27 protein-coding genes are annotated in these 21281 nt (G+C 25.4%); 12 read left to right on the forward strand and 15 right to left on the reverse strand.

What is annotated here, in order from left to right; all coding sequences use genetic code 11:
• Positions 1-38: 38 nt before the first annotated feature.
• Both BN7997_RS12610 and BN7997_RS12615 read right to left on the reverse strand, forming a co-directional pair.
• The gene (locus BN7997_RS12610) at positions 39-1763 is read right to left on the reverse strand and encodes an RNA-binding domain-containing protein (protein WP_071121104.1); all 1725 of its coding nucleotides are present in this window, start codon (positions 1761-1763) and stop codon (positions 39-41) included.
• 97 nt (positions 1764-1860) lie between these two features.
• Positions 1861-2115 carry a Mor transcription activator family protein gene (locus tag BN7997_RS12615; RefSeq protein ID WP_071121105.1) on the reverse strand — a complete coding sequence of 85 codons (255 nt, stop codon included), beginning with the start codon at positions 2113-2115 and terminating at the stop codon, positions 1861-1863.
• A gap of 150 nt (positions 2116-2265) precedes the next feature.
• Between BN7997_RS12615 and BN7997_RS12620 the strand changes: the two genes are divergently transcribed.
• The 4 genes from BN7997_RS12620 (at position 2266) to BN7997_RS12635 (ending at position 3706) form a co-directional block, all read left to right on the forward strand.
• Positions 2266-2928 (forward strand): N-acetylmuramoyl-L-alanine amidase, encoded by a 663-nt coding sequence (locus BN7997_RS12620; RefSeq protein ID WP_071121106.1) that lies wholly within the window; start codon positions 2266-2268, stop codon positions 2926-2928.
• Between the two features lie 86 nt (positions 2929-3014).
• Complete coding sequence (locus BN7997_RS12625) at positions 3015-3239, forward strand: DUF1659 domain-containing protein (protein ID WP_071121107.1); 225 nt, start codon at positions 3015-3017, stop codon at positions 3237-3239.
• A gap of 29 nt (positions 3240-3268) precedes the next feature.
• Positions 3269-3496 (forward strand): DUF2922 domain-containing protein, encoded by a 228-nt coding sequence (locus BN7997_RS12630; protein WP_071121108.1) that lies wholly within the window; start codon positions 3269-3271, stop codon positions 3494-3496.
• Between the two features lie 63 nt (positions 3497-3559).
• A complete protein-coding gene (locus tag BN7997_RS12635) occupies positions 3560-3706 on the forward strand; it encodes a YvrJ family protein (protein WP_071121109.1) in 147 nt (48 codons plus the stop codon).
• A gap of 182 nt (positions 3707-3888) precedes the next feature.
• Here BN7997_RS12635 and BN7997_RS12640 read toward each other — a convergent pair whose 3' ends face one another.
• Together BN7997_RS12640 and BN7997_RS12645 are read right to left on the reverse strand one after the other, a co-directional pair.
• A complete protein-coding gene (locus BN7997_RS12640) occupies positions 3889-4914 on the reverse strand; it encodes a DUF4179 domain-containing protein (RefSeq protein ID WP_071121110.1) in 1026 nt (341 codons plus the stop codon).
• Positions 4915-4926: 12 nt separating this feature from the next.
• Complete coding sequence (locus BN7997_RS12645; RefSeq protein ID WP_071121111.1) at positions 4927-5466, reverse strand: sigma-70 family RNA polymerase sigma factor; 540 nt, start codon at positions 5464-5466, stop codon at positions 4927-4929.
• Between the two features lie 652 nt (positions 5467-6118).
• On the opposite strand from BN7997_RS12645, the gene BN7997_RS12650 reads away from it, so the two are divergent.
• From BN7997_RS12650 to BN7997_RS12665, 4 genes are all read left to right on the forward strand, one after another.
• Positions 6119-6670 (forward strand): hypothetical protein, encoded by a 552-nt coding sequence (locus tag BN7997_RS12650; RefSeq protein WP_071121112.1) that lies wholly within the window; start codon positions 6119-6121, stop codon positions 6668-6670.
• Between the two features lie 49 nt (positions 6671-6719).
• The gene (locus tag BN7997_RS12655; RefSeq protein ID WP_071121113.1) at positions 6720-7778 is read left to right on the forward strand and encodes an IS1595 family transposase; all 1059 of its coding nucleotides are present in this window, start codon (positions 6720-6722) and stop codon (positions 7776-7778) included.
• Between the two features lie 66 nt (positions 7779-7844).
• Positions 7845-8642: a CPBP family intramembrane glutamic endopeptidase gene (locus BN7997_RS12660; RefSeq protein ID WP_071121114.1), complete on the forward strand. Its 798-nt coding sequence runs from the start codon at positions 7845-7847 to the stop codon at positions 8640-8642.
• Positions 8643-8888: 246 nt separating this feature from the next.
• Positions 8889-9170: a hypothetical protein gene (locus BN7997_RS12665; protein ID WP_195906825.1), complete on the forward strand. Its 282-nt coding sequence runs from the start codon at positions 8889-8891 to the stop codon at positions 9168-9170.
• 1176 nt (positions 9171-10346) lie between these two features.
• On the opposite strand, the gene BN7997_RS12670 is transcribed toward BN7997_RS12665, so the two are convergent.
• From BN7997_RS12670 to BN7997_RS12690, 5 genes are all read right to left on the reverse strand, one after another.
• Positions 10347-11042, reverse strand: coding sequence for an ATP-binding protein (locus BN7997_RS12670; RefSeq protein WP_083335116.1), 696 nt, complete (start codon positions 11040-11042; stop codon positions 10347-10349).
• Complete coding sequence (locus tag BN7997_RS12675; protein ID WP_071121116.1) at positions 11011-11970, reverse strand: DnaD domain protein; 960 nt, start codon at positions 11968-11970, stop codon at positions 11011-11013. The genes BN7997_RS12670 and BN7997_RS12675 overlap by 32 nt, the downstream gene beginning before the upstream one ends.
• 96 nt (positions 11971-12066) lie before the next feature.
• The gene (locus tag BN7997_RS12680; protein ID WP_083335117.1) at positions 12067-13344 is read right to left on the reverse strand and encodes a YqaJ viral recombinase family nuclease; all 1278 of its coding nucleotides are present in this window, start codon (positions 13342-13344) and stop codon (positions 12067-12069) included.
• Positions 13345-13543: 199 nt separating this feature from the next.
• On the reverse strand, positions 13544-14377 hold the full coding sequence (locus tag BN7997_RS12685; RefSeq protein ID WP_071121117.1) for a phage antirepressor KilAC domain-containing protein: 834 nt from the start codon (positions 14375-14377) through the stop codon (positions 13544-13546).
• 57 nt (positions 14378-14434) lie between these two features.
• Positions 14435-14650: a helix-turn-helix transcriptional regulator gene (locus BN7997_RS12690; protein ID WP_071121118.1), complete on the reverse strand. Its 216-nt coding sequence runs from the start codon at positions 14648-14650 to the stop codon at positions 14435-14437.
• 249 nt (positions 14651-14899) lie between these two features.
• Here BN7997_RS12690 and BN7997_RS12695 point away from each other — a divergent pair, with 249 nt between their 5' ends.
• Both BN7997_RS12695 and BN7997_RS12700 read left to right on the forward strand, forming a co-directional pair.
• Positions 14900-15304, forward strand: coding sequence for a helix-turn-helix domain-containing protein (locus BN7997_RS12695; protein ID WP_083335118.1), 405 nt, complete (start codon positions 14900-14902; stop codon positions 15302-15304).
• Positions 15305-15388: 84 nt separating this feature from the next.
• Positions 15389-15907, forward strand: coding sequence for an ImmA/IrrE family metallo-endopeptidase (locus BN7997_RS12700; RefSeq protein ID WP_071121119.1), 519 nt, complete (start codon positions 15389-15391; stop codon positions 15905-15907).
• 211 nt (positions 15908-16118) lie between these two features.
• Here the strand turns inward: BN7997_RS12700 and BN7997_RS12705 are convergent, their stop codons facing one another.
• Both BN7997_RS12705 and BN7997_RS12710 read right to left on the reverse strand, forming a co-directional pair.
• A complete protein-coding gene (locus BN7997_RS12705; RefSeq protein ID WP_071121120.1) occupies positions 16119-16586 on the reverse strand; it encodes a globin domain-containing protein in 468 nt (155 codons plus the stop codon).
• Positions 16587-16713: 127 nt separating this feature from the next.
• Positions 16714-17088, reverse strand: coding sequence for a YbaN family protein (locus BN7997_RS12710; RefSeq protein ID WP_071121121.1), 375 nt, complete (start codon positions 17086-17088; stop codon positions 16714-16716).
• 147 nt (positions 17089-17235) lie between these two features.
• Between BN7997_RS12710 and BN7997_RS12715 the strand changes: the two genes are divergently transcribed.
• Positions 17236-17631 carry an RrF2 family transcriptional regulator gene (locus tag BN7997_RS12715; protein ID WP_071121122.1) on the forward strand — a complete coding sequence of 132 codons (396 nt, stop codon included), beginning with the start codon at positions 17236-17238 and terminating at the stop codon, positions 17629-17631.
• Positions 17632-17935: 304 nt separating this feature from the next.
• Entirely contained in the window at positions 17936-18805 is an 870-nt protein-coding gene (locus BN7997_RS12720; protein WP_071121123.1) for a hypothetical protein, read from the forward strand.
• A gap of 157 nt (positions 18806-18962) precedes the next feature.
• On the opposite strand, the gene BN7997_RS12725 is transcribed toward BN7997_RS12720, so the two are convergent.
• The 4 genes from BN7997_RS12725 to BN7997_RS12740 all read right to left on the reverse strand — a co-directional run bounded on the left by BN7997_RS12725 (position 18963) and on the right by BN7997_RS12740 (position 21224).
• Positions 18963-19466, reverse strand: coding sequence for a GNAT family N-acetyltransferase (locus BN7997_RS12725; RefSeq protein WP_071121124.1), 504 nt, complete (start codon positions 19464-19466; stop codon positions 18963-18965).
• 89 nt (positions 19467-19555) lie between these two features.
• Complete coding sequence (locus tag BN7997_RS12730; protein WP_071121125.1) at positions 19556-20068, reverse strand: hypothetical protein; 513 nt, start codon at positions 20066-20068, stop codon at positions 19556-19558.
• Positions 20069-20162: 94 nt separating this feature from the next.
• On the reverse strand, positions 20163-20585 hold the full coding sequence (locus BN7997_RS12735; protein ID WP_071121126.1) for a DUF3997 domain-containing protein: 423 nt from the start codon (positions 20583-20585) through the stop codon (positions 20163-20165).
• A gap of 207 nt (positions 20586-20792) precedes the next feature.
• A complete protein-coding gene (locus BN7997_RS12740) occupies positions 20793-21224 on the reverse strand; it encodes a MarR family winged helix-turn-helix transcriptional regulator (RefSeq protein WP_071121127.1) in 432 nt (143 codons plus the stop codon).
• Positions 21225-21281 lie beyond the last annotated feature (57 nt).

A 21281-nucleotide genomic window follows, 5' to 3' on the forward strand; every position in this document is an offset into this window, starting at 1 on the left:
TCATTGTTATTAAAGGACACGTCATCATTTAAATCATTTTATAAGGACGCGTCATCTTCTTTATAATTACTTAATACATACCTTACTTTATTAGAAGTTCCTATTTTCTTTATTAATCCTTTATTTATTAATTTATTACACAACCTTAAATTTTTATTTTTATCAAATCCAAGATGTATTTCACTTAAACTTCTATTTGTATACCCATTAGTCACAATAAAATCTAATAGCTTTTTTTCATCTCCTGTAATAGAGTCTAAATCAATATTTGCATCCTCAGCTTCATTGTAATTTTTATTTATATGATATATCTTCCCACGTCCATATCCTTCTTCTACAAGAAACTCTTTCTGAACTAATCCATATAAAATTTTAGTAATATCATTAGGATGATTGTTGCAAATAGTTTGTAACCTTGAATTAGTGACGCGTCCTTCTAAGTACGCTGTAACTATAGCTAATATTTCTAATTCATCAAGAGAGTCAAACTTTTTACCATATAACTCTTTTATTTTTATTATACACTCTTCTGGTATAAGTGATACCATCCATAAATTCAGTGTCACTATATTTAAATTTGTATTTTCTTCTAATTGAGGTAATCTCCAATGTTGTTGATTCCATGCTTTAAGTATTGTAGGAAATCCAGACCCTATATTTTCTCCAAGACCTATCAGCCTTAATATTGTTTGTATTTTAGGGTTTCTTGATTTAGAATTTCCACCGCTAAATATATCCTCTTTTGATATTTTCAAATTCCCAGCATTAGAAAACTCATAATGATCTTTATATCTAATAACTTTTAATGTACCTTGACTATTATAATCTCCATGTACTATTGCATTTACAAATGCTTCTCTTAATGCTTTATGTACTAATGTATCATCTATTCTAGTTAGATTTTCCATATAAAATGGTACTTTTAGCCCTTCGGTTAATTTAGGAATTACCATTGTATAAAAATTATATAAATTATTTTCCCACGTACCATCTATAGTGATTCTATCATTATATCTGACCTCTTCATTGCTATCTCTTTCATCTCTGAAGTCTATGTTTATATATGGATAAGCTTCCCTTATACTTAGTCCCTTCCCAAACATTAAAAGCCCTGCTAATGTTAATCCCTCTTGTTTTGTACTTCTATTTTTTGAAATAGCACCTAATTGTCTTAAAAAGTCCTCATCAGATAATTCATTCCATATATGATCTGGATTTACTACTACAAATCTATTTCGATATCTCTTTAAAGTATTTGCATCTATATCACACATATCATAGCCTTCTAAAATTATCGAATCTCCGCCTTGTTCTGAGGCATCTCTTATCATTGCCTTTACTTCATCCTCATGACATTTATAGTCTCCCTCATAATTTCTCTTATATGTTCCTTTATAAGGGTTTCCATTTATAAATATCGGCTTGTCTTTATAGTATGCTCTTGGTATATTTATTTTTATAACAGATTTATTATCTATATCTATAACTTCTAAATCTTCATTTTTTAATATATTTTTATTAACTTTTTCTCCATTTAATATGCTCCAAAAGTCTTTTATAACTTTGTCTACACTTTCAACTCCAGTTATTATTAGTTCATTATCTACTTCATCTATTCCTAATAATATAATACCCCCGTTTGTATTAGCCATTGCTGAATATGTATCCCATAACGATTTAGGAACTTCATTTTTAGATTTTTTGCATTCTAAATCTTCACTTTCTCCTAATTTAAGAATATCTAGTAATTGTAATGGATTCATAATGTCACCTCCTGATACTTAATACTAATATAATTGTATCATAAAAATAATTTATTTTTATTCTATAATTTCAAAATAAATCTATAATAAAATCAATTCACTCTTTATTAATAATATTCCTAACCTGAACTTCACTTATCCCATACTTCATGGAAATATCCCTATAACTACCCTTAAACTCCTCCCTTATCCTTCTATTCCTAATAGGCTTAACCAAATTACTTTCATTAGGAATATACAACAAACTTCCACCAGCTAACTTCACCAAATCCTTAAAAGCATCTATACCTATAACATCAACCACATCCTTAACACTATCAGGAACATCACTTTCTGTTAAAAACTCTAACATACAACTCCCCCTATCCAATTTAGTTACATATAATTTCTACATCAAATAATTATCATCCTACCAAATAGTAAAATCCTTCTATATCAAACTTAATAAAAACTATTATAACCTTTAATAAATAATGATTTTAAAACTAAGGAGGAATAAAATATGAAATGGTATCTAGACTTTGGACATGGAGGAAAAGATTCTGGAGCAATAGGTCCTACAAACTTAAAAGAAAGTGATATAGCCTTAAAAATAGGCATGATTATAAAAGAAAATCTTGAAAATGCATTTGAAAAAGTAATAACTACTCGTGATAATGACAAATACTATTCACTAGATTATAGAACTAAAAAAGCAAACAATGAAAACTCTGACTACTTTATAAGCATACATCTAAATTCAGCAACTAACACATCTGCAAAAGGATGTGAAGTATGGTTATATGATGATAATAGTAAACTTCAAACACTTGCTAATAATCTATGCAATAACCTAGCAACTAAAATAAATACACCCAATCGTGGAGTTAAATATTCTAAAAAATTATCAGTACTCAAAAACTCAAAAATGCCTGCTCTTTTAATTGAGATAGACTTTATATCAAATAAAGAAGTAGAAAACTATTTAAGAAATGATAAAAACCTAAAAAACATATCAGATACAATATCATCAACCCTACTTTCATTTGTAAATAAATCTATTATTGACGATGGAGTATTTTACCGAGTATGTATAGGCTCATTTAATAATAAAGATAATGCAGTTAATCTAAAAAATGAAGCTATCTCAAAAGGATTTAAAGATACTCATATATACACTACTTAATAAAATTTTTTTATAAAATACTTTAATATAACATAAAATTAAAACTTTCTATAATTATATTAAATAACAAATAAGGAGGTAATAACATGGCTGTTACAACTATGAATAACCCATCTAGCTTAAGAGTAAAATTAGATGCTGGAAGAGATGACTCTACAGGAAACACTATAGTAAAATCTAAAACTTACTCAAACTTAAAATATGATGCTAATAACCAAGATGTATATGATGTAGCACAAGCTCTTATGGGACTTCAAGATTATCCTGTACTTGAAGTATTAAAACAAGATTCTACCACTCTAGAAGGGTAACTGAAATAAAAAAGAAAGGAGAATAAATTATGGAAACTACTAAAAAACTTATTATGTCATTTTTAACAAGTGATGATAGAAAAGTTTCTTTATCAGTTGATAATCCAAGAGAGGATATTACAGAAACAGAAATTAAATCAGCAATGGACTTAGTTGTTGAAAAAAATATATTCGCTCCAAATGGTGGTAATATAGTAGCTACTGTGGAAGCTAAGGTAGTAGTAACTGATACTACTGAATACGACTTAGTCTTATAATAAAAAGCTATGCATTAAGTTGCATAGCTTTTATCTTTATAAGTTTTGAAAGGAGTATATTTTATGGAATTTGATTTACAAAATCTTATAGCTTCTGTAGGCTTTCCTATAACCCTTAGTATGTATTTACTTGTAAGGATTGAGGGAAAATTACAGACTCTATCTGACAGTATAAATGAATTATCTAAAAATATTATAGGTATGAAGTAAAACCTAATAATTCAAAAGAGAGTATATAAAAAATAGATATACTCTCTTTTTTATACTATTTAGTTGTTAAATAAGATATTAGTTCGCAATATATTAATATTGTCTATGAAATCCTTTAATTAAAATTTAAATTGTAATTATGTTCGTACAGAAGTTAATTATTATTGATATTTATTATAGCCTTACTTTCCTATTGTAAACTCATCACTTACTTTTTTAAAATCACTATCAAAAGTCATATATCCACTTTGTACTTCTGCTACATATACTGTAAATTTCATATTTTCTAAGTCTAAATCTATTCCTGTATAATGTCTTTCTAGTATAGGTTCTTCGCTAATACAATTTGTCATATTGAATACTACTTCTAATCCTTTTTTATCTACACCTTTTATTTTAATATCATAGTACTTTTCATAATTATAGTTTTCTATACTTAAATAAAATTTTTCTCCAATTTTATTTTTTGTAAACTTTTCAAGTTTAATCTTTGCTCCACTTTCTAGTTCTATAGTTTTATTAATATTTACTTCTTCTGTATCTAGTGCTAATTGTTTTCCATTTGCTTTAAATTCAAACACCCATGGTCTACCTTTTACCTTACCTTCATTCCATAATTCAAACTTTATTTTTATATCTACATTCCCTTTTAATTCATTTTTATCTATACCAAATAATGTTCCAGTCATAATAGTTTTTGCAGTATAATCATCAATATAATCAATTCCACTTCCTCCAAGTACACTTATATCTTTATCATTAATAGAAATTTCTGTTACTAAAAGGTCATCATATCCTATTTCATCTAATTTTTTATGACTTTTTGTTGTGTAAGTAAAATTAATTTCATCATTGTTTAATACAACATCATTTAGAGTTAATTCTATTCCATTTTTTGTTATGCTTTGATTTATGACATCTGTGTAATCATCTAAATCATATGGTAGATATAGTGCTTTTGATAATTTGTACCCTACATCCTCTATTATTTCCTTAGCATAAGATACAAAGTCTTTATTTATAAGACAAATACTAATTATTAAAATAGATGCTATTAGACTATATTTTTTATAATTATTATTTTTACTTAGTTTTTTTATTATTCTTTTTTTAACTATAGTTTTATCAATATCACTAAATTTTGCATTATCTAATTCTTCTAAATCTATATCAACATCGTTCAATAGTTCATATATATTTTTACTCATATTTACCTTCTCCTATTTTCTTAGCATTCTTCTTACTTTAACTTTTCCTTTACTTACTCTGTTGTAGATATTATTTTTATGTATGTTCATTTCTTTACTTACATTTTCGACTTCTTTCCCTTCCACAAAAAGTTTTATAAATATTTTTTTATCTTCGCTACTTAAACAATCTAATATTTGTTCTACTTCTTTATCTAATTCATTTTTTGTTACTATTTCAAAGGTATCTTCCTTTGAAGGTATATTTAATTCATATATATTTTCTTCTTGCATATATTTGTGATACTTTCTTTTATAATCTATAGTTTTGTACTTTGATATTGCTGCTACCCAATTTTTAAAGGAATTTTTTGTTTCGTCATAACTATTAATATTGTTCCATATACCTAAAAGAATATCATCAAAGCATTCTTCTTGATATTCTTTTAAGTTATAGAGATATTTCTTTATAGATGAATTTATAATCCATCCATAGTTATCTATTACATAAACTAAAGCCTTTTCATTTTTTAGTTTTAGTTGGTCTATAAAGTTATTTTCATTTACTTTCATCCAATTTTCCCCTTCATAAATTTTCTTAAAATTGACATCTATATATTAATTCGTTCTAAATGATAAGTAACCTATTCAATAAATTAATTTTTTTATTTTTAATTCTTGATAATATTCCTGTAATTAAAAAAGAAGGTCAATAATATTATCAAGAATAAATTTAAAAAAATATTAAAAAACCTAAATTTAACATATTACATATGTATAGTATGTTAATACTAAAAATGGGATAACTCTATTTTGAGCTATCCCATTTTTAGTTCGTAATTTATAACAATTACGAACATTAATTATATTATACATAATATTCCATTATACTCTAATTATAAATAACCTTATAAGTTAAAGCAGAATTGACTTTTTAAGCTAATTCAAAAATCTATTTTTAATAGTAGTTCTAGTTATATCTGGACAAAATAGAGGTATTTTGTCTTTGGTAATTCTGGTTTGATTATAGTCTAGTCATTTCTTATTTAGCAACAAAATAGTTTAACATAATTTTATAAAAAGATTTATAGGTTTTTAATATAATTAAATAACATATTAATATATACACATATTAAGCAAAATGTACATATTTTTTAGTATGAAGAACTAAGCTATAAAATATAGTATCTTCAATAAATCTAACATAAATATGGGGGCAACAAATATGAGTAATTCAGACTTTGAAAAAAATTTATTCATAACATACTTAGATGAAGTTGAGAGTTATAATCTGGGTGATTATTCTTTTATGTCTATTGTAAGTATATCTATGAGGAAAAATTATTATAAAAATGTGATTGAGCCTAAGTGGAAGAAGCTTCGAGAAAAATATTGTATACCAGATGGTGCTTGCTTACATTTTACAGATATAAAAGCATTATTAAATAAAAAGTATTTTGATAGACCAGAAAAAGAACGTAATTTAGATTTAGAAAAAGCATTTTGTAATGGAAATATTTTGGATAAAAGTAAGTTATATAATTTTTATATAGATATTATAGATATTATAGATGAATGTGAAATTGATGTTTTAGTAACTGGAATTAGACAAGATAAAAATAGTAAATTTAATCAATGTAAAAAGCAATTGCAAAATATATATTATATTTTATTAAGAGAACATTTGGATAATTTAGCCGAGTATATGACCTTTAAGTCAGATAATAACGATACGCTATGTTTAAGAAAGTTGTTGATTTTTGATATAGTATTATGATATGTAGGGTATAATATAGATATATTAAAATTTCGGAGGATTTAATTGGATGAATGCAAATTCTATAATAAAGTATTTATTGACTTTAGATAAAAATGAACAACAAAAAGTATTTAATTTTTTAGAAGAAAAGTTAATTATAGGTTCTTTAACAACTCAAATTAAAGAGGATATTAAAGAGAATAGGTTTGCATCAGGCAAAGTATGTCCTCATTGTAAAAGCAATGAAGTCTCAAGAAATGGAAAATATAAAGGTAAGCAAAGATATATGTGTAAATCATGTAATAAAACATTTACTGACTTTACGTTCTCTCCTTGCTATCACTCCAAAAAAGATTTCTCAAAGTGGTTAGAATATATCAAATGTATGGTCGCTGGGTATTCTATTCGAAAATGTGCTGAAATAGTTGAAATAACTGTACCAACTTCATTTTCTTGGAGACATAAAATTTTAGATGCATTAAGATTATATATAGGAACAGGTCATGTATCAGGTCTTGTTGAAGCAGATGAAACATTTTTTAGATTATCGTATAAAGGTAATCATAGTAAGAATGCACTATTTACTATGCCTAGAAAATCTAATAAAAGAGGTCCTAACAGTAAAAAATCTATTGATGAAGAACCCAAAAAGAGAGGTATATCAAAAAATCAAGTTGCAGTAATGTGTGCTTTAGATAGAAACGGAAATATAATTTCAGAGTTGATTTGCAATGGAAGAATGAAATATAAAGATGTAGAGCGATTATTTAAAGATAGAATAGAAGAAAAATCAACATTGTGTATAGATTCTCATAAAAGTTATATTCGTTTAGATAGTAACTTTGACGTAGATATACAAAAAATAGAAACTGGAAAGTTTAAAAAAGGTATCTATCATATTCAACATATAAATTCTTATCATAGTAGATTAAAAAAATGGATGGATAGATTTAATGGGGTTGCAACCAAATATTTGAACAACTATATGTACTGGTTTAAATGGATTGAATTATTTAAAACAGACAAAGATTCTATGAAGTGTAAGAGATTATTTGTTCAATCTCATACATCTTATTCAAATACTAAAATCGAAGATTTTAAAAATAGAAAGCCATTGTATATATAAATTATATTTGTTATATTATCAATTGTAGAGTTTATAAAAAATGTTATATATACAGGGGGATATTTAATGAGGAAGTTATTTATAACAATTTCAAAAACTATTTTATTCTTTGTTGGGTGGGCAGTGTTAGTAGGTTTTACGCCCGATATTCCAACAGATAATCCAGCAATTCTAAGATTAGGGTGGGAATTCACTCCTTTGTTAACTATAATAGTATTTACTTTAGTTTTCGTATTTGTATTAGAAAAGAGAAATATAAAAGTCCCAATATTCAATGATTTTTACAAGAATTTTTTTATAGGAATTGTAACAGGATTTTTATGGTTAGGTAGTGTTGTTGTCATATTGATGCTTACTGGAATCATGGTAATACAAGGTGAAAATAAAGTAGAATACATTCTTATCTGGATGCTGTCTTCACTACTAAATGTAGTAATGCAAGAATTATTAATAAGAGGTTATTTATATCAGTTGTTCAAGAAGAACTACAATGCAATTATTTCAGGATTTTTAACTACTATATTATTTACGGCTATGCATGGAGGGGCTTTTGAAGCAGGGATTATTCCTGTTCTTAACATTATAACAATGAGTATATTTGTAATTCTTTTGTTAGAGTATACAGGCACATTGTTAGCACCTATAATTGTTCACTTTGTGTGGAATACAATAGGTTGCATTATACTTGGGGGAGTTTCTTTGGCTAGTGATTATCCTAATTTACTTAATAGTATATTTAAGGGAAACATACTTTTATCAGGTGGAATTTACAAAATTGAAGGTAGTATAATAGTATTGGTTATAAATATCCTTTTAATTGTAACTTTCTTCTTATTAAACAAGAATAAAAATAGCAAAAATTAATTACATTTACATATAAATTATATCGGATAGAAAAGAGGGCTTAAATTAGTCCTCTTTGTTTTTGTTAGTATACTACTTTTTCAACATTATTCTTAAACATAGCGTAACGATAATAAAAAAAGAAAACTTTATGCAACTCAATTGATATTTGATGGAGATCAAAGTTTTAAGCCTAAAAAACATATTATATATGCTTTTTCAGATATTATATGTAATGGGACTAAAAGATTTAATGCAAAATACTGTATGTCATGCTTTGATAATCTTGAATTTGTAGGTAAAGATGAAGTAGGTTTAGCAAGTGGAGAAAGTCATGCAGGTAATGAACTTTTAGATTTTATAGCTTTATATGCAGCTAAATATTTTTCTAAAGATATGATGATAGATGACTATATCAAGTTTAAAGGAGTAGGTGAGGCAGAAGCTAAAGAGTATGTTGATAAAAATATAAAAATCTATATAGGTAAAAAAGATATCTATCCACATAAATCAATAGAGAAAAAAATATATAAAAATAAATCCTTTTAAGTGAACAATATTTTATTTTAAATCATATACTTTTATTATATGGAGGGAATTTACCTGTACCATATTTATAAAAAATATAATTGTAGAAAGCTGAGATTTAAAACATTAAATTATAGTAATTGAAAGGATGATATATATCAGAAGTATAATATTAAGGCTAAATAAAAAATATGCTGAGAAATAATGTAATGGTATCTCTATTCATACCTGAAATTAATATTTGAATAGATTAAAAATATTAAAATAGTCTAAGATCATACTAAAATAAGGTAAGAATATAGAGTCTTAAAATGTATAAACAAATTGATTGGAGTTATATTTTGCATAAATACTTCAATTAAACTGTTAATTTGCTAAGCTTAGATACTCAAGGGTTTAAGGTAATAATTGCTATTGGTACGATTTTGCAATAAGTAGATTATTTTTATATAACAGAGGCAATTTAGCTGTACTGTGAACTCTTATAGGAGATTTATTCTATAAGAATATAAAAATAACTAGATATTGCTCAATTAAAACAAAAAGACTAGAGTTTTATTATTCTAGTCTTTTTTATTTGATAGATTGTCAATATAAAAAACATACAAAACAATATAATATTGACAGCATTGCAATTGAAAACATATATAAAATCTTTCCATTAGCAAATCAATAACCATAATCTACTTATTATTATTATAGCTATAACTATCATAGCGATAGATTCAATTATTATAATAAATAAAACATTCCATCTATTATAATTTGATATATCTCCAAATAAAGATAATCCATAACCTACAATTAAACATATAAAGGCAAACCTATTTATATAAATAACTTCAACTTTTTTCGTAATTTCTTTTTATCTAAACATACCTTGTTATCTTTACTTCTTTCTGCTATATTACTTCCTAGAAAATATGATTGAATTACTTTTTCTTTAATACTTCCTAAACTCCATAGTAATAAAATTAATCCACCCGATACTTGAAAGGATATTGATAATATATATATGTGTAGAACTCAGTTTTTTCATTTCCTTATATTTTACATATTCCATTATACTACTATATTACAACTTATATATTTAACATATATAATCATAATTTATAGCAATTATAAACTCTTATATTTATTATATAGTATCATTTTCAACTACATCATAGAAAATAAATAGTCACATAGCCTTTTATATCATCCATATATCCTATAATTAAGCTCTCTCCCCCTTAACTCAACCACTCTACCCTTAGTCATCTCAACCAACCTACTACCCAAAGCCTCATCAACATCAATCAACCTACTCACACTAAGCTCGCTACTAATAATAACTGGCAAATTATTAAAATACCTGTGATTTATAAGCTCAAACATAATATTTACATCACTATCAGTAATCTTGCCCTTAAACAAATCATCAATAAAAAGCACCCTAGCACTTTTATACCTATTCATCATCTTATTGTAATACACACTATCCATCATATTCTGCTTAATACCAGTAATAGCATCACGATAACCCATATAAACAACACTAATACCCCTATCCATAAGCTCATTACAAATAGCCATACTAAGATGGGTCTTTCCAGACCCAACTTGTCCCAAAAACATAACAGAATTACACCTATTATTTTCAATATCTAAAAACTCATTTTCATAATCCATAGCTTTTTTATAACCTTCCATAGTAGCCATACTTCTAGAAAAATCAAAATTATCAAACCTCTTATTCCTAAACTCTTTACCTATACCGCTCTTTTTAAGAATATCTTCAGCTTCTCTTAATGCTCTACATTCACATGGAGTAGCTATACCATCATCTATTATAAAAGTCATATCCCTACACTTTTTACATCTATAGTTGTCCTCTGTTTCTTCGCATTTCATCAATGGATCTTCTAATTTCTTCAACTTCTTCTGCTGTTGGCTTTCTAGTATACTCTTCATTCTCTCTTTCATTTGCATTGGCATATTTATATTGGCTATACTCTCCACTTTCATCTCTCCTGTTCTTAACCCCTATTTCATAAGCTTTTAAATCTTCATAACTTCTAATGTTATTATCTAACCACTGCTTTATAATTCCTGCTACATATCCTTTATTGCACTTTCCTTTGTTTGTCGCTATCTCTATAGCTCTTTTAAATAACTCATAATCTATAAGTTCCGATATTTCAAATAACCACTCTGCAACTATCCCATTTATAAGACCAATATTTTGTTCATACAATTTTTTAAACCTACCTACACTATACGTAGGTTCTTCTTCTTTTTGTTTTTCTTTTTGTTTTTCTTTTTGTTTTTCTTTTTGTTTTTCTTTTTGTTTTTCTTTTTCCCCATACCCATACTCAAAGTTGTTTTCTACTTCTGGTATGGGTATCGATACCCTATCCATACCCATATTTATTTTTAATTCATTTTTATCTAATGTGTATCCATACCCTTCACATTGCTTAAAAAATAAATTTACCATATCCATACTCTTTATTTTTTTTAATTCTTCATAAACACACTTTTTAACTTTTGGACTTACTATTTTATTGTGCTTTATCCAATTCATTAAAAATACTTCTCTAGTTTCTTCACAATACACAATCTTTTTATACTCTACAAATCTATCTAAAAGCTTGTCTACAGTTTCTCTGTTATATCCTGTTTCAGTTTCTATTATTCTTTTAGGTAATTCATATATTCCACATTGACTTGTCTTACTATTTGTCATTAAATATATATAAAAATATTTTTCCTCAGGTGTTAAATCAAGTACAAATCCATCTTGCCAATAGTCTATGTGTATATGCCTATAAACTGCCATATTAAACTCCCCCTTAGTCTAATTTTTTGTATTATTTATCTATTTATATTTACATATTTTCTATATTTGTTTATAATTAATTTAATTTCACATAATTTATATAATTTTTAACACTCTAGAAGTTGTAGTTTTCATATACCCAGCTACAATTTCAGGGTGTTCTTTTTTTAATCTAGTTGTATCTATAGTATTTCTCTCTTGTTTTTTCCAAGTAATTTTTCTATCTCCAACATAAGCAATTTCATAATTTTTCATTTGAAGTTTTAAATATTGCTCTATTGCCTTTTTCTCTTTTTCAAAATCTTTATATATTTTTACAACTTCATCATATCTTTCAAGTATTTTTTCAGCTTCAAATAATATTAATTCTTCACACTTACTATCTTTATATAATATATCTAAAGTTTTAGAATAATCACTACTTCCATCAGGTATTGGTAGTTCATTTCCTAATATACAATTGTTCCAAAACATTTCTTCTAATTTCATGATTTCTTCTATATAATCTTCATCTCTTTCTAACTTATGAATTACTAACTCTTCATTTCCTATAAGTACAGCAACATAACAATGACTAGCTCCAGTAACTGCCATGTAGTGATTCATTTGTATTTTATAGTGAATTGGTATAGTTTTTATCCATTCTTTTTTATTAAAGCTATTGGTAACCTTACATTCTAAAAATGCTTTTTCTCCAACAACTGCTCTATCAATATTTGCTATTGCAAATGGATATTTATCATTTCTTAAAATTCCATTTATATTCCTAACCTTCTTGCCAGTCTTTAGTGTGAACTCATTTGCTACAAAACTTTTTAACTTATTACTAAGCTCCATTTTATAGCTATTTTTATCATCTTGAATAAAATAATCTTCTTTTAAGTCCTTATCAAATTTATCATCACTATTTTGATCAACAGGCTTGTCTTTCAAACCACTGTCCCTATGAGCATCACTATCTTGAGCAACTGGCTTGTCTTTTAAACCGCCTAAGACGTGAGCGTAGCGAATTTCATCTTCTTGAGCTTCTTCGCTTTGAATATGGCAATTTTGAACATCAACCTTTTCTTTTGAGCCACTCTCCTTATTAGCATTGATATTTTGAGCAACGGTCTTTCCTTTTGAGTCGCCTAAGAGATTAGCGTAGCAATTTTGAGCAACGGGCTCGCCTTTTGAGCCGTTGGCGACATGAGCGAAGCGAATCTCATCATCTATCTTATCTAAATAAACTGCCATTGAGCTTTTATATGGATTAAACCCAAGTATACTCGAAGCATCACTTCCACCTATTCCACATTTTCTTTTCTTTAACCATTCATCCTTTGGCATATCTTTAGTGTTTGCTATTATATTTGCATCTAAATATTTTCTCATTTATAGCCCCCAAATCTATAATTTAAAATTTACTAATTTTAGTATTAATTTTCTGATCTGTTTTTAGTATTACTAAAACTTTTTTACGCTTAATATTTCTAAAATTTCTTAATCTACAAAACTTTTACTATCATTTTACTTTCTTACACTAAATATAAGTTACTCTCTAAATCATAAGCTCTTTTAGAAATAATAACTCTTATGAAATATAAGTTTTATTTTCGGTTAAATTACTAAATAGCTCTAAAAAGTACATCTGACCTTTTCCTGTTATAAGTGTCGTAGCTGTAAGTAATTCACCTTTAACAGTTTTTACTATACTTTCAGCAACCTTAAAAAGACCCTGCTTAACGTAGATTTGTTTGGGCATATTTTTATCCTTACCAACTTTTATAAGGTATCCATTATCCCTTAATATAGTAAATAATCTGTTTCTACCAATATTTATATTATTATTGTTTAAAACCTTTGCAAATTGCCCTATAGTTATTGCATCAGATGAAGTTGCAATACTTTTTCCAAAGTTTGTGTATGGCTTATCTATTGTTATAGTAGCTTCAAGATGTTTAGCTTTTTCCTCAAGTAATCTTCTTTGCTCTCTTTCATATTTTAATTTAGTAGCCATTTCTATTATAAAATCTGGATCATCTAAAGTTTTATTTATAACCTCTTCACTCATATAAGCTCCATGTTTTCTTATACTCGGAAGTACTTCATCCATAACCCACTTTTCAAATCTTCTAGCACTAGGTAGTTTTGATTTTATAATAAGCCTGTATAAATTTCCTTCATCTATAAATTTTTTAGTAACTACTTTAAAAGCTTTACTATTATCTTTTTTAATTCCTGTTACTACCCTTACGTCGGAAAACACGACCCCCTCTTCATTACAATGTCTAGATATTGCATCTCTAGGATTTGAGTATCCAAGTATAGTAGCAACTTCTATTGCTTCTATATATTCTTTGTTATTTTTTACAATTACACTTAATTGTCCAAATTCATCATTTTCAAATACTTTTAAATTATCCATTCTATTATCCCCTTAAAAAAAATTATCAAATTGGAAAGTTTTAATTTAAAATTTTTTCTATCTACTTATAGCTGAATTAAAAAATATATCATTTACTTCGTTTAAATTAAGCTTAAGTAAACTACTTATTTTCTTAGCTTCATCTAATGTAAATTCCCTTTTACCATTTTCTTTTGCATTATAACTTTTTATGGTAATTCCAAGTTCTTTTGCTATTTCTTCTTGTGTTAAATCAAATAATACTCTCTTTGATTTAAGTATTCTAGGTCCCATTTTTATTCTCCCCTTTCTATATTTTGTTTTATAAAATTCTATTTTTCTTTCCTTTGTGATAATTTTATAATATATCCAAAAATTGTTAAGGTCAATAGTTTTTTGTCATTTTTATTATCAAAATTATCATTTTCATTATAACTTTGTCATTTTTTACTTATTTTATTACCATAAATACTTTTTTATTGTCATTTTTATTTTAAAATGATATTATCTAATTAGAAAAATTTGTTAAAGGAGTGATTCTTAGTGGGAATTATAGCAGAACGAATAACTAAAGCTAGAAAAGAATTAGGATTAAATCAAAAAGAACTAGCTAAAAAAGCTAATTTAACAGAAGCTAATTTATCTAGATACGAAAACGGAATAAGAGAGCCAAAGTCTGCTGTACTTGCAAGACTTGCAGATGCCCTAGAGGTAAGTACTGATTATTTAGTTGGTCTTACTGATGAAAAAAATTATGATTCTTATGATGTAAATAAAAAAGACGAGGACGATATCCTTTTAGCACTTAAAGATTTAGAATCTCGTTTAAAAAATAGTGATTCTATAACATTTTGTGGTCAACCTGCATCTGATGAAGCTATCGATGGAATACTTCACTCTATAAAAGCTGGTATATCTTTAGCCATTAGCGATATAAAGCGAAAATAAATTTACTTACATTTGAGCAACGGAAAAGTTCGTTAGCGATATTAGCAAAGCGAATTTTATTATCATTTAAAAGGGGAGATATATTTGAATATAGAGCTTATAAAGGAAAAAGTTAGATTAGTTAAATTAAGCCATGAAGGTAAAAGTATTATTGAAATTTTTAGGGATTTAAATTTTGTAATTGGTTATTTAGATGATAATTATCCATATATAAATGAAACTAAAGGGTGTAATATTAAAACTACTAAATTAAGAGCTGTACTTCTTAACCCTAATCTTTGTGAAAATGAATTGATAGAAGTATTAACTCATGAACTTGGACATGTTTATGTTCATCCTAATATTAATACTTTTAAGATACATGAAATAGATCCTGTTTGGGTTAAACATCTTGAACTAGAAGCCGATACTTTCGCTTCTGAGTATTTATTAGATGATGATATTTTTGAAAAATATATTGATTTGAGTTTTGAACAACTAGCTTCTGAATTAGGAATTTCTACTCACCTTGTTATGCTTAAATTTAATAATTTAAGTAATGATAAGAAAAAAGAACTTGAAGAAATTTATATAAATAATTATTCACTTTTTAATTCTATATAATTTTAGGCTATGTTTGATAATTATGTTATAAATTTAAAATAAAAGTAGCTAGGCATTTGGTAGTGATATGCTACCTTTATGGTGGCCAGTTAAAATAATAAAGCTGTCATCATGAAGGAAGCATATCATTTTACCTCATCTAGCTTTCTCATAGTTATAATATATATTTTAGTCTCCTAATATATCAATACTTTAATGACCTTTTAATAAATTACATTTTTTGATGTATTTGATTATCTCTACATACTTGATCTATATACATATCTTTTTCTACATCTATAAATACTTTAGCTATAACTTCATAAGCTTCTGCCCATGCATTTAAAACATCTTCTGTTGCTGCATCCCCTAAAACTTCTTTTATTGCTAATAATAAATTCTTACCTACTATTGGATAATGCTCTGGTTTTACATTTGAATTAACATGAATGTTTCCTATTTTCTTTACTGCTGGTAATAATACCTCTAAATTATCTATATTTTGAGCTGCTGCTAGTATTGTCATTGCTAGTGCCTTTGGTTGTTCTCCAGATTCTTGTTTATCCATATTAAACATTTCTTTTACTTCTGGATTATTCGTAAACATTGTTTTGTAGAAAGTTTTTGTTATTTCTAATCCATGCTCCTTTAATACTGGTACTGTACTTTTTACTATTTCTATTGTTTTTTGACTTAACATACTTACTCACTCCTTTTTAATGTGTATTTTATATGCACTTTTTATTTATTAAATAATTTACCCAATTGTTTTTTATATAAACATTTTTTTAAAGATAATATATTCTTTATTCTCAATTCAATTTAAATCATATCTTTATAGTTTTAATTTTAAATATAAAGTAATAATATTTAAATATAATAACTATTATTAAAAATAACTTTATATATAAGTTATTTAAAATTACCAATGGAAATGCAATCATTATATCCGCAAAAGTTGATATATATATCTTTTGTTTTAAGGTCATAGACTTATTAAGTATAAAATTTTCTAAGTACTTTTTGTATATTTTGCTAGATTTAAACCAAGCTTCAAATTTATTTGACCCTCTAGCAAAACAATATGATGTTAAAAGTAAAAATGGTACTGTAGGTAATATAGGAAGTACTGTCCCGATTATCCCTAATAAAAGAGATATAACTCCTACAATAACAAATATTATTTTTTTAATTCTATTCATAAAACTCTCCTATTTTTTAAATATGTATTCTATATACCCTTTTTAGTTTTGTATAACATATAATTTTTTAATTATAGTTAATATTGTATTCAAGCTAATATAATTTATAATAATATATAATAATCAAATTATATTAAGGAGAATTTTATGTATTTATCTAAATTTACTGATTATAGTTTTAGAATATTAATTTATCTAGGCAATAACCCAAATAAACTTTTTACAGTAGATGAATTATCAAATACACTTAATTTATCTACTCATCATATAAAAAAAATAATTTATAAATTAGCTAAAAATGGATATATTTCATCTTCTAAAGGAAGAAATGGTGGTATAAAGCTAGGAATGGATTCAAAAAATATAAACTTAGGTAAACTTCTTGAAATAACAGAAGATAATTTAAATATTGTAGAATGTTTTTCTACTGATAATAACACTTGCAATCTTAATGATTCTTGTAAATTAAAACCAATTATAAATGATGCTTTAAGTTCATTTATAACTGAATTTTATAAATATACCTTATATGATATCCTTTAATATTAAAATATTATATCTCCTAAGATGATATGAGCCCTTTATGACAAAAGTTTTATTATTTTAACGGTCTACAATAAAGGTCTCATATCAAAATTAGTATAGTCTATTTATAATTTTTCTTACAAAAACACGCTTCGTTACTTGTTATACAGTTTATTATTATCAATTCTAAACGTTCTATAAATTTATTCTAATAATATAAGCCTCATTAACTAATGATAAAAAATTCATAATTGTTATATTCTTAGAGATAACGATAGTTTTAATATCATCTAAATAAATGTAATTTGTGGGAGGAATATAAGTGAAATTAGATAAACAGGATAAAAAAATATTAATATGGGGATTTATAATAGGAACAATATTAAACCTTTTTATAGATAAAGCCATAGATTCAGTAATTATGTTAGGGGTATTATATTTTATACATAAATATGTAGATGTTAATAAATATACGGAAAATATAGAATTTATAAATAAAGAAAAGTACATTGAAAGCTTAAATAAAATAATTAAGTTTTTAGATATTTATATAATAATAAAGATTATATTAATACTAGTTACCAAGATGGGTGGGTTTAATGGAGTAGAGCTTGTTTTACTTGGACAAATTATATTAATATATAATGAAAAACTTCAAAGAAAATACATAAAATCTATAAATGGTGTTGAAATAGAAAAAAAGAAAAATTTACTTAACAATAAAGCTTTGACAGGTGTGATACTAATTGTATTTATAGGCTTTACATACAATTATTTTAATAAGATAGAATTTGAAGATAATCACATAAATTCACCAAAATATAAATATGAGTTAACTTATGATAAAGAAAATAAAAGGATTGTAGATTTTAGTGGAAATGGATTTTCTATGGTGGCTACAGAAAATGAAGAAAATACGAAATATTTTAATAGATATATAAAAGATATTGAATTATTGTCAGTTATAGATGTTTTAGAAGATTATTCTAAGGATGCACTATTATTTATGTTTGTATTAGCTTTTAGTCAATTTAATTTTAAAGATAAAAATAAAAATAAAAAGGCAGATTCGGTATTTTTTAATATATTTTTAATTTTAGCATTGATATTTAGCTCTGTAGCATTTAATACTTATAGCATAGATTTAGAATTTAAAGTTATGTCAAATTTTGCTGATTATAGTTTATATTAATAGGCTTTGTTAGATAATTTCGTTATAAATATTAGTTAAAAAGGCTAGAAACGTTACAATGTATTGATTTCTAGCCTTTTTATATTAAAAAATAATAGTTCATAATATATTAAAATTGTATATTAACTAATAATTTTGATTAGAAAAAATATTATCATTAAGCAAAAATACTTAAGTTTTTCCATATAAGTTTTTCTGAATTTGATTTTACTCCTCCAAAATCATCAATAAAATATTTATAATGAACTGCACCAAGTTTTTCATATATCCTTTTAGCATTATCATTTCCTTTAACAATACAAATACTCATGCATTCATATCCATGTTTTAAAGCATACTGCCCTACTCTATAAATTAATTTCGTTCCTATTCCTTTTCCTCTTGAATTTTTTGTTATATGTAAAGAATCTAAATACCAATAATTTTCTTCCTCATCATCTTTTTTAGATGCTACAAAACCTAAAAATTCATTTTCTTCATACGCAACAAAAATATGATTTTCATTTTTTAAATATTTACTCCACTTTTCTACTGCATACTCTTTAGTTAAACTATTTAAATAATCTTCAGATAGTAATCCTTTATAAGTTTCCTTCCAATTTGAAATATATAATTTCGCTATATTATCTATATCATCATATACTGCATCTCTTATAATCATAAAACCACTCCTTTAATAATATTTGTTATAAAAGTATATTTACTTCGTATTATATAACAATTGCGAATTGAATTTGCAATTTAATTTCATTAAGTATTTTCATTTATAAATTCTACTAATTTTTCAGAATCTATAATATAAGATTTTTGCATAACCCCATCTGTATTAAAACTATTATCATTTCTAAGTTTATTTATCTCTAAAAAAACATATACACTATCTTTATCTATAGGAGTTAAAGTTATGCCTCTTTCAAATTCAAATGATGTACCACCATCTACTTCTCTTGTATTTCCATCAAGTAAAATAGTCAAACTTCCTAAAGTATTAGATGGAGAATCATTTATAGTGGATTTTTTTAATTTTGAATTTGTAAGTATATCACTTAAAAAATCAATACCATTACTTTCCATTTTATAATTGTAATCGTGAATGTCTTCACCCTTTTTTACTATCCAAATTGAAACCACATTTTCATTTTTAAATACAAAAACATCTTTTAAAATATTATATTCTCTTATTTTAGAGTAACTAAATATAGTTAAAATCAAAACTATTATTGAAGCCAACCCTAAAACCAATTTATTTTTTAATATTTTCAACTTTATTTCCCCCTTACAAAATTATATATTATCTCTAAAGTTTATTTACCTCATATTAGGATTACAAATATTTATCAATATAGCTATCCTAAATCTATTCTTTTTTGTATTTACCTAAACTTTCTAACGAAACATCCTCTGAAATTCCGAGTTCTTTTTTCTTTAGGTTAAATTCATACTCTGATTTAAATTCAAGTACACTTTCTTCTTTTGTATCTAATATATAATATCTGTCCATATTTTTTTGAGCTATTATATATGTACTATCCTGTCCTACTTTAATTACAGATTCTTTTTCATATTCTTCATCATTTTCTTTATTATATACAGGTATTGATGGAGCTCTTCCTGTAATATCTTTATCTTCTATTTTAAATATTTTTGCATTATTTGCAGAAGTTTTTGCAATATAGTAATCATTATTTAAAATAATTCTATAGTCAGTTACACCTGAACATCCGGTCATTATCATTCCTAAGCATAAACTGCATATTATTTTTTTGATAATATTTTTCATGGTTTACTCCTATTAATTTTTATCCTCTAGATATTTTATTATATTCAACGTTAAACCTCTTCTTTGTATAAAATTTTATCAGGATAAAATATATAATGATTATATGTTTTAATTTAACGTCTAAAATTTGTTATTAAACATTATCTTTTTATGTATTCTAAAATATATACTTAACAATTTCATATTAAAGTTAATTTTTCACAATACTTATTTTTGAAACCAATTTTCACTTAAACATTGTTTTAATATTTGAAATTTATCCTCACCTATAGCATTTATAATATCAATTTCAAATTTTTCTTTTAAAATTAATGTTTCTCTACAAAATCTTAATCCTTTTTCAGTTAAAAAAAGTATCTTATCTCTAGAGTTTACATTTTGATTCTCTATAATAATATATCCTCTTTCAATTAATCCTTTTGCACATTTATGAGCTCCTTGGCGTGATATTCCTATTATCCTTCCAATCTGCGCCACTGTCAATTCATTCTTTTCTATTAGAGCAAGCATATATGATTCTGTATCACTAACCCTTTCTTCACCACTTTCAACCCAAGCCTCTATTACCATTTTTCTAAGTTTTGCATGTTTTTCACTTATTAAATCTATTATATTTAAACCTTGAAAATTTGAACACATATAAATACTCCTTTATCTTAATTGAATCTATCTATATTATATATAATTTTTACGCTA

The sequence above is a fragment of the Romboutsia timonensis genome (assembly GCF_900106845.1).
In the GTDB taxonomy this organism is placed as follows: Bacteria; Bacillota; Clostridia; order Peptostreptococcales; family Peptostreptococcaceae; genus Romboutsia; species Romboutsia timonensis.

Excerpts from the sequence above, each read along its gene's own strand:
- BN7997_RS12610 (WP_071121104.1), bottom strand. The coding sequence starts at position 1,763 with ATGAATCCATTACAATTACTAGATATTCTTAAATTAGGAGAAAGTGAA.
- BN7997_RS12615 (WP_071121105.1), bottom strand. The coding sequence starts at position 2,115 with ATGTTAGAGTTTTTAACAGAAAGTGATGTTCCTGATAGTGTTAAGGAT.
- BN7997_RS12620 (WP_071121106.1), top strand. The coding sequence starts at position 2,266 with ATGAAATGGTATCTAGACTTTGGACATGGAGGAAAAGATTCTGGAGCA.
- BN7997_RS12625 (WP_071121107.1), top strand. The coding sequence starts at position 3,015 with ATGGCTGTTACAACTATGAATAACCCATCTAGCTTAAGAGTAAAATTA.
- BN7997_RS12630 (WP_071121108.1), top strand. The coding sequence starts at position 3,269 with ATGGAAACTACTAAAAAACTTATTATGTCATTTTTAACAAGTGATGAT.
- BN7997_RS12635 (WP_071121109.1), top strand. The coding sequence starts at position 3,560 with ATGGAATTTGATTTACAAAATCTTATAGCTTCTGTAGGCTTTCCTATA.
- BN7997_RS12640 (WP_071121110.1), bottom strand. The coding sequence starts at position 4,914 with ATGAGTAAAAATATATATGAACTATTGAACGATGTTGATATAGATTTA.
- BN7997_RS12645 (WP_071121111.1), bottom strand. The coding sequence starts at position 5,466 with ATGAAAGTAAATGAAAATAACTTTATAGACCAACTAAAACTAAAAAAT.
- BN7997_RS12650 (WP_071121112.1), top strand. The coding sequence starts at position 6,119 with ATGAGTAATTCAGACTTTGAAAAAAATTTATTCATAACATACTTAGAT.
- BN7997_RS12655 (WP_071121113.1), top strand. The coding sequence starts at position 6,720 with ATGAATGCAAATTCTATAATAAAGTATTTATTGACTTTAGATAAAAAT.
- BN7997_RS12660 (WP_071121114.1), top strand. The coding sequence starts at position 7,845 with ATGAGGAAGTTATTTATAACAATTTCAAAAACTATTTTATTCTTTGTT.
- BN7997_RS12665 (WP_195906825.1), top strand. The coding sequence starts at position 8,889 with ATGTCATGCTTTGATAATCTTGAATTTGTAGGTAAAGATGAAGTAGGT.
- BN7997_RS12670 (WP_083335116.1), bottom strand. The coding sequence starts at position 11,042 with ATGAAATGCGAAGAAACAGAGGACAACTATAGATGTAAAAAGTGTAGG.
- BN7997_RS12675 (WP_071121116.1), bottom strand. The coding sequence starts at position 11,970 with ATGGCAGTTTATAGGCATATACACATAGACTATTGGCAAGATGGATTT.
- BN7997_RS12680 (WP_083335117.1), bottom strand. The coding sequence starts at position 13,344 with ATGAGAAAATATTTAGATGCAAATATAATAGCAAACACTAAAGATATG.
- BN7997_RS12685 (WP_071121117.1), bottom strand. The coding sequence starts at position 14,377 with ATGGATAATTTAAAAGTATTTGAAAATGATGAATTTGGACAATTAAGT.
- BN7997_RS12690 (WP_071121118.1), bottom strand. The coding sequence starts at position 14,650 with ATGGGACCTAGAATACTTAAATCAAAGAGAGTATTATTTGATTTAACA.
- BN7997_RS12705 (WP_071121120.1), bottom strand. The coding sequence starts at position 16,586 with ATGTTAAGTCAAAAAACAATAGAAATAGTAAAAAGTACAGTACCAGTA.
- BN7997_RS12710 (WP_071121121.1), bottom strand. The coding sequence starts at position 17,088 with ATGAATAGAATTAAAAAAATAATATTTGTTATTGTAGGAGTTATATCT.
- BN7997_RS12715 (WP_071121122.1), top strand. The coding sequence starts at position 17,236 with ATGTATTTATCTAAATTTACTGATTATAGTTTTAGAATATTAATTTAT.
- BN7997_RS12725 (WP_071121124.1), bottom strand. The coding sequence starts at position 19,466 with ATGATTATAAGAGATGCAGTATATGATGATATAGATAATATAGCGAAA.
- BN7997_RS12735 (WP_071121126.1), bottom strand. The coding sequence starts at position 20,585 with ATGAAAAATATTATCAAAAAAATAATATGCAGTTTATGCTTAGGAATG.
- BN7997_RS12740 (WP_071121127.1), bottom strand. The coding sequence starts at position 21,224 with ATGTGTTCAAATTTTCAAGGTTTAAATATAATAGATTTAATAAGTGAA.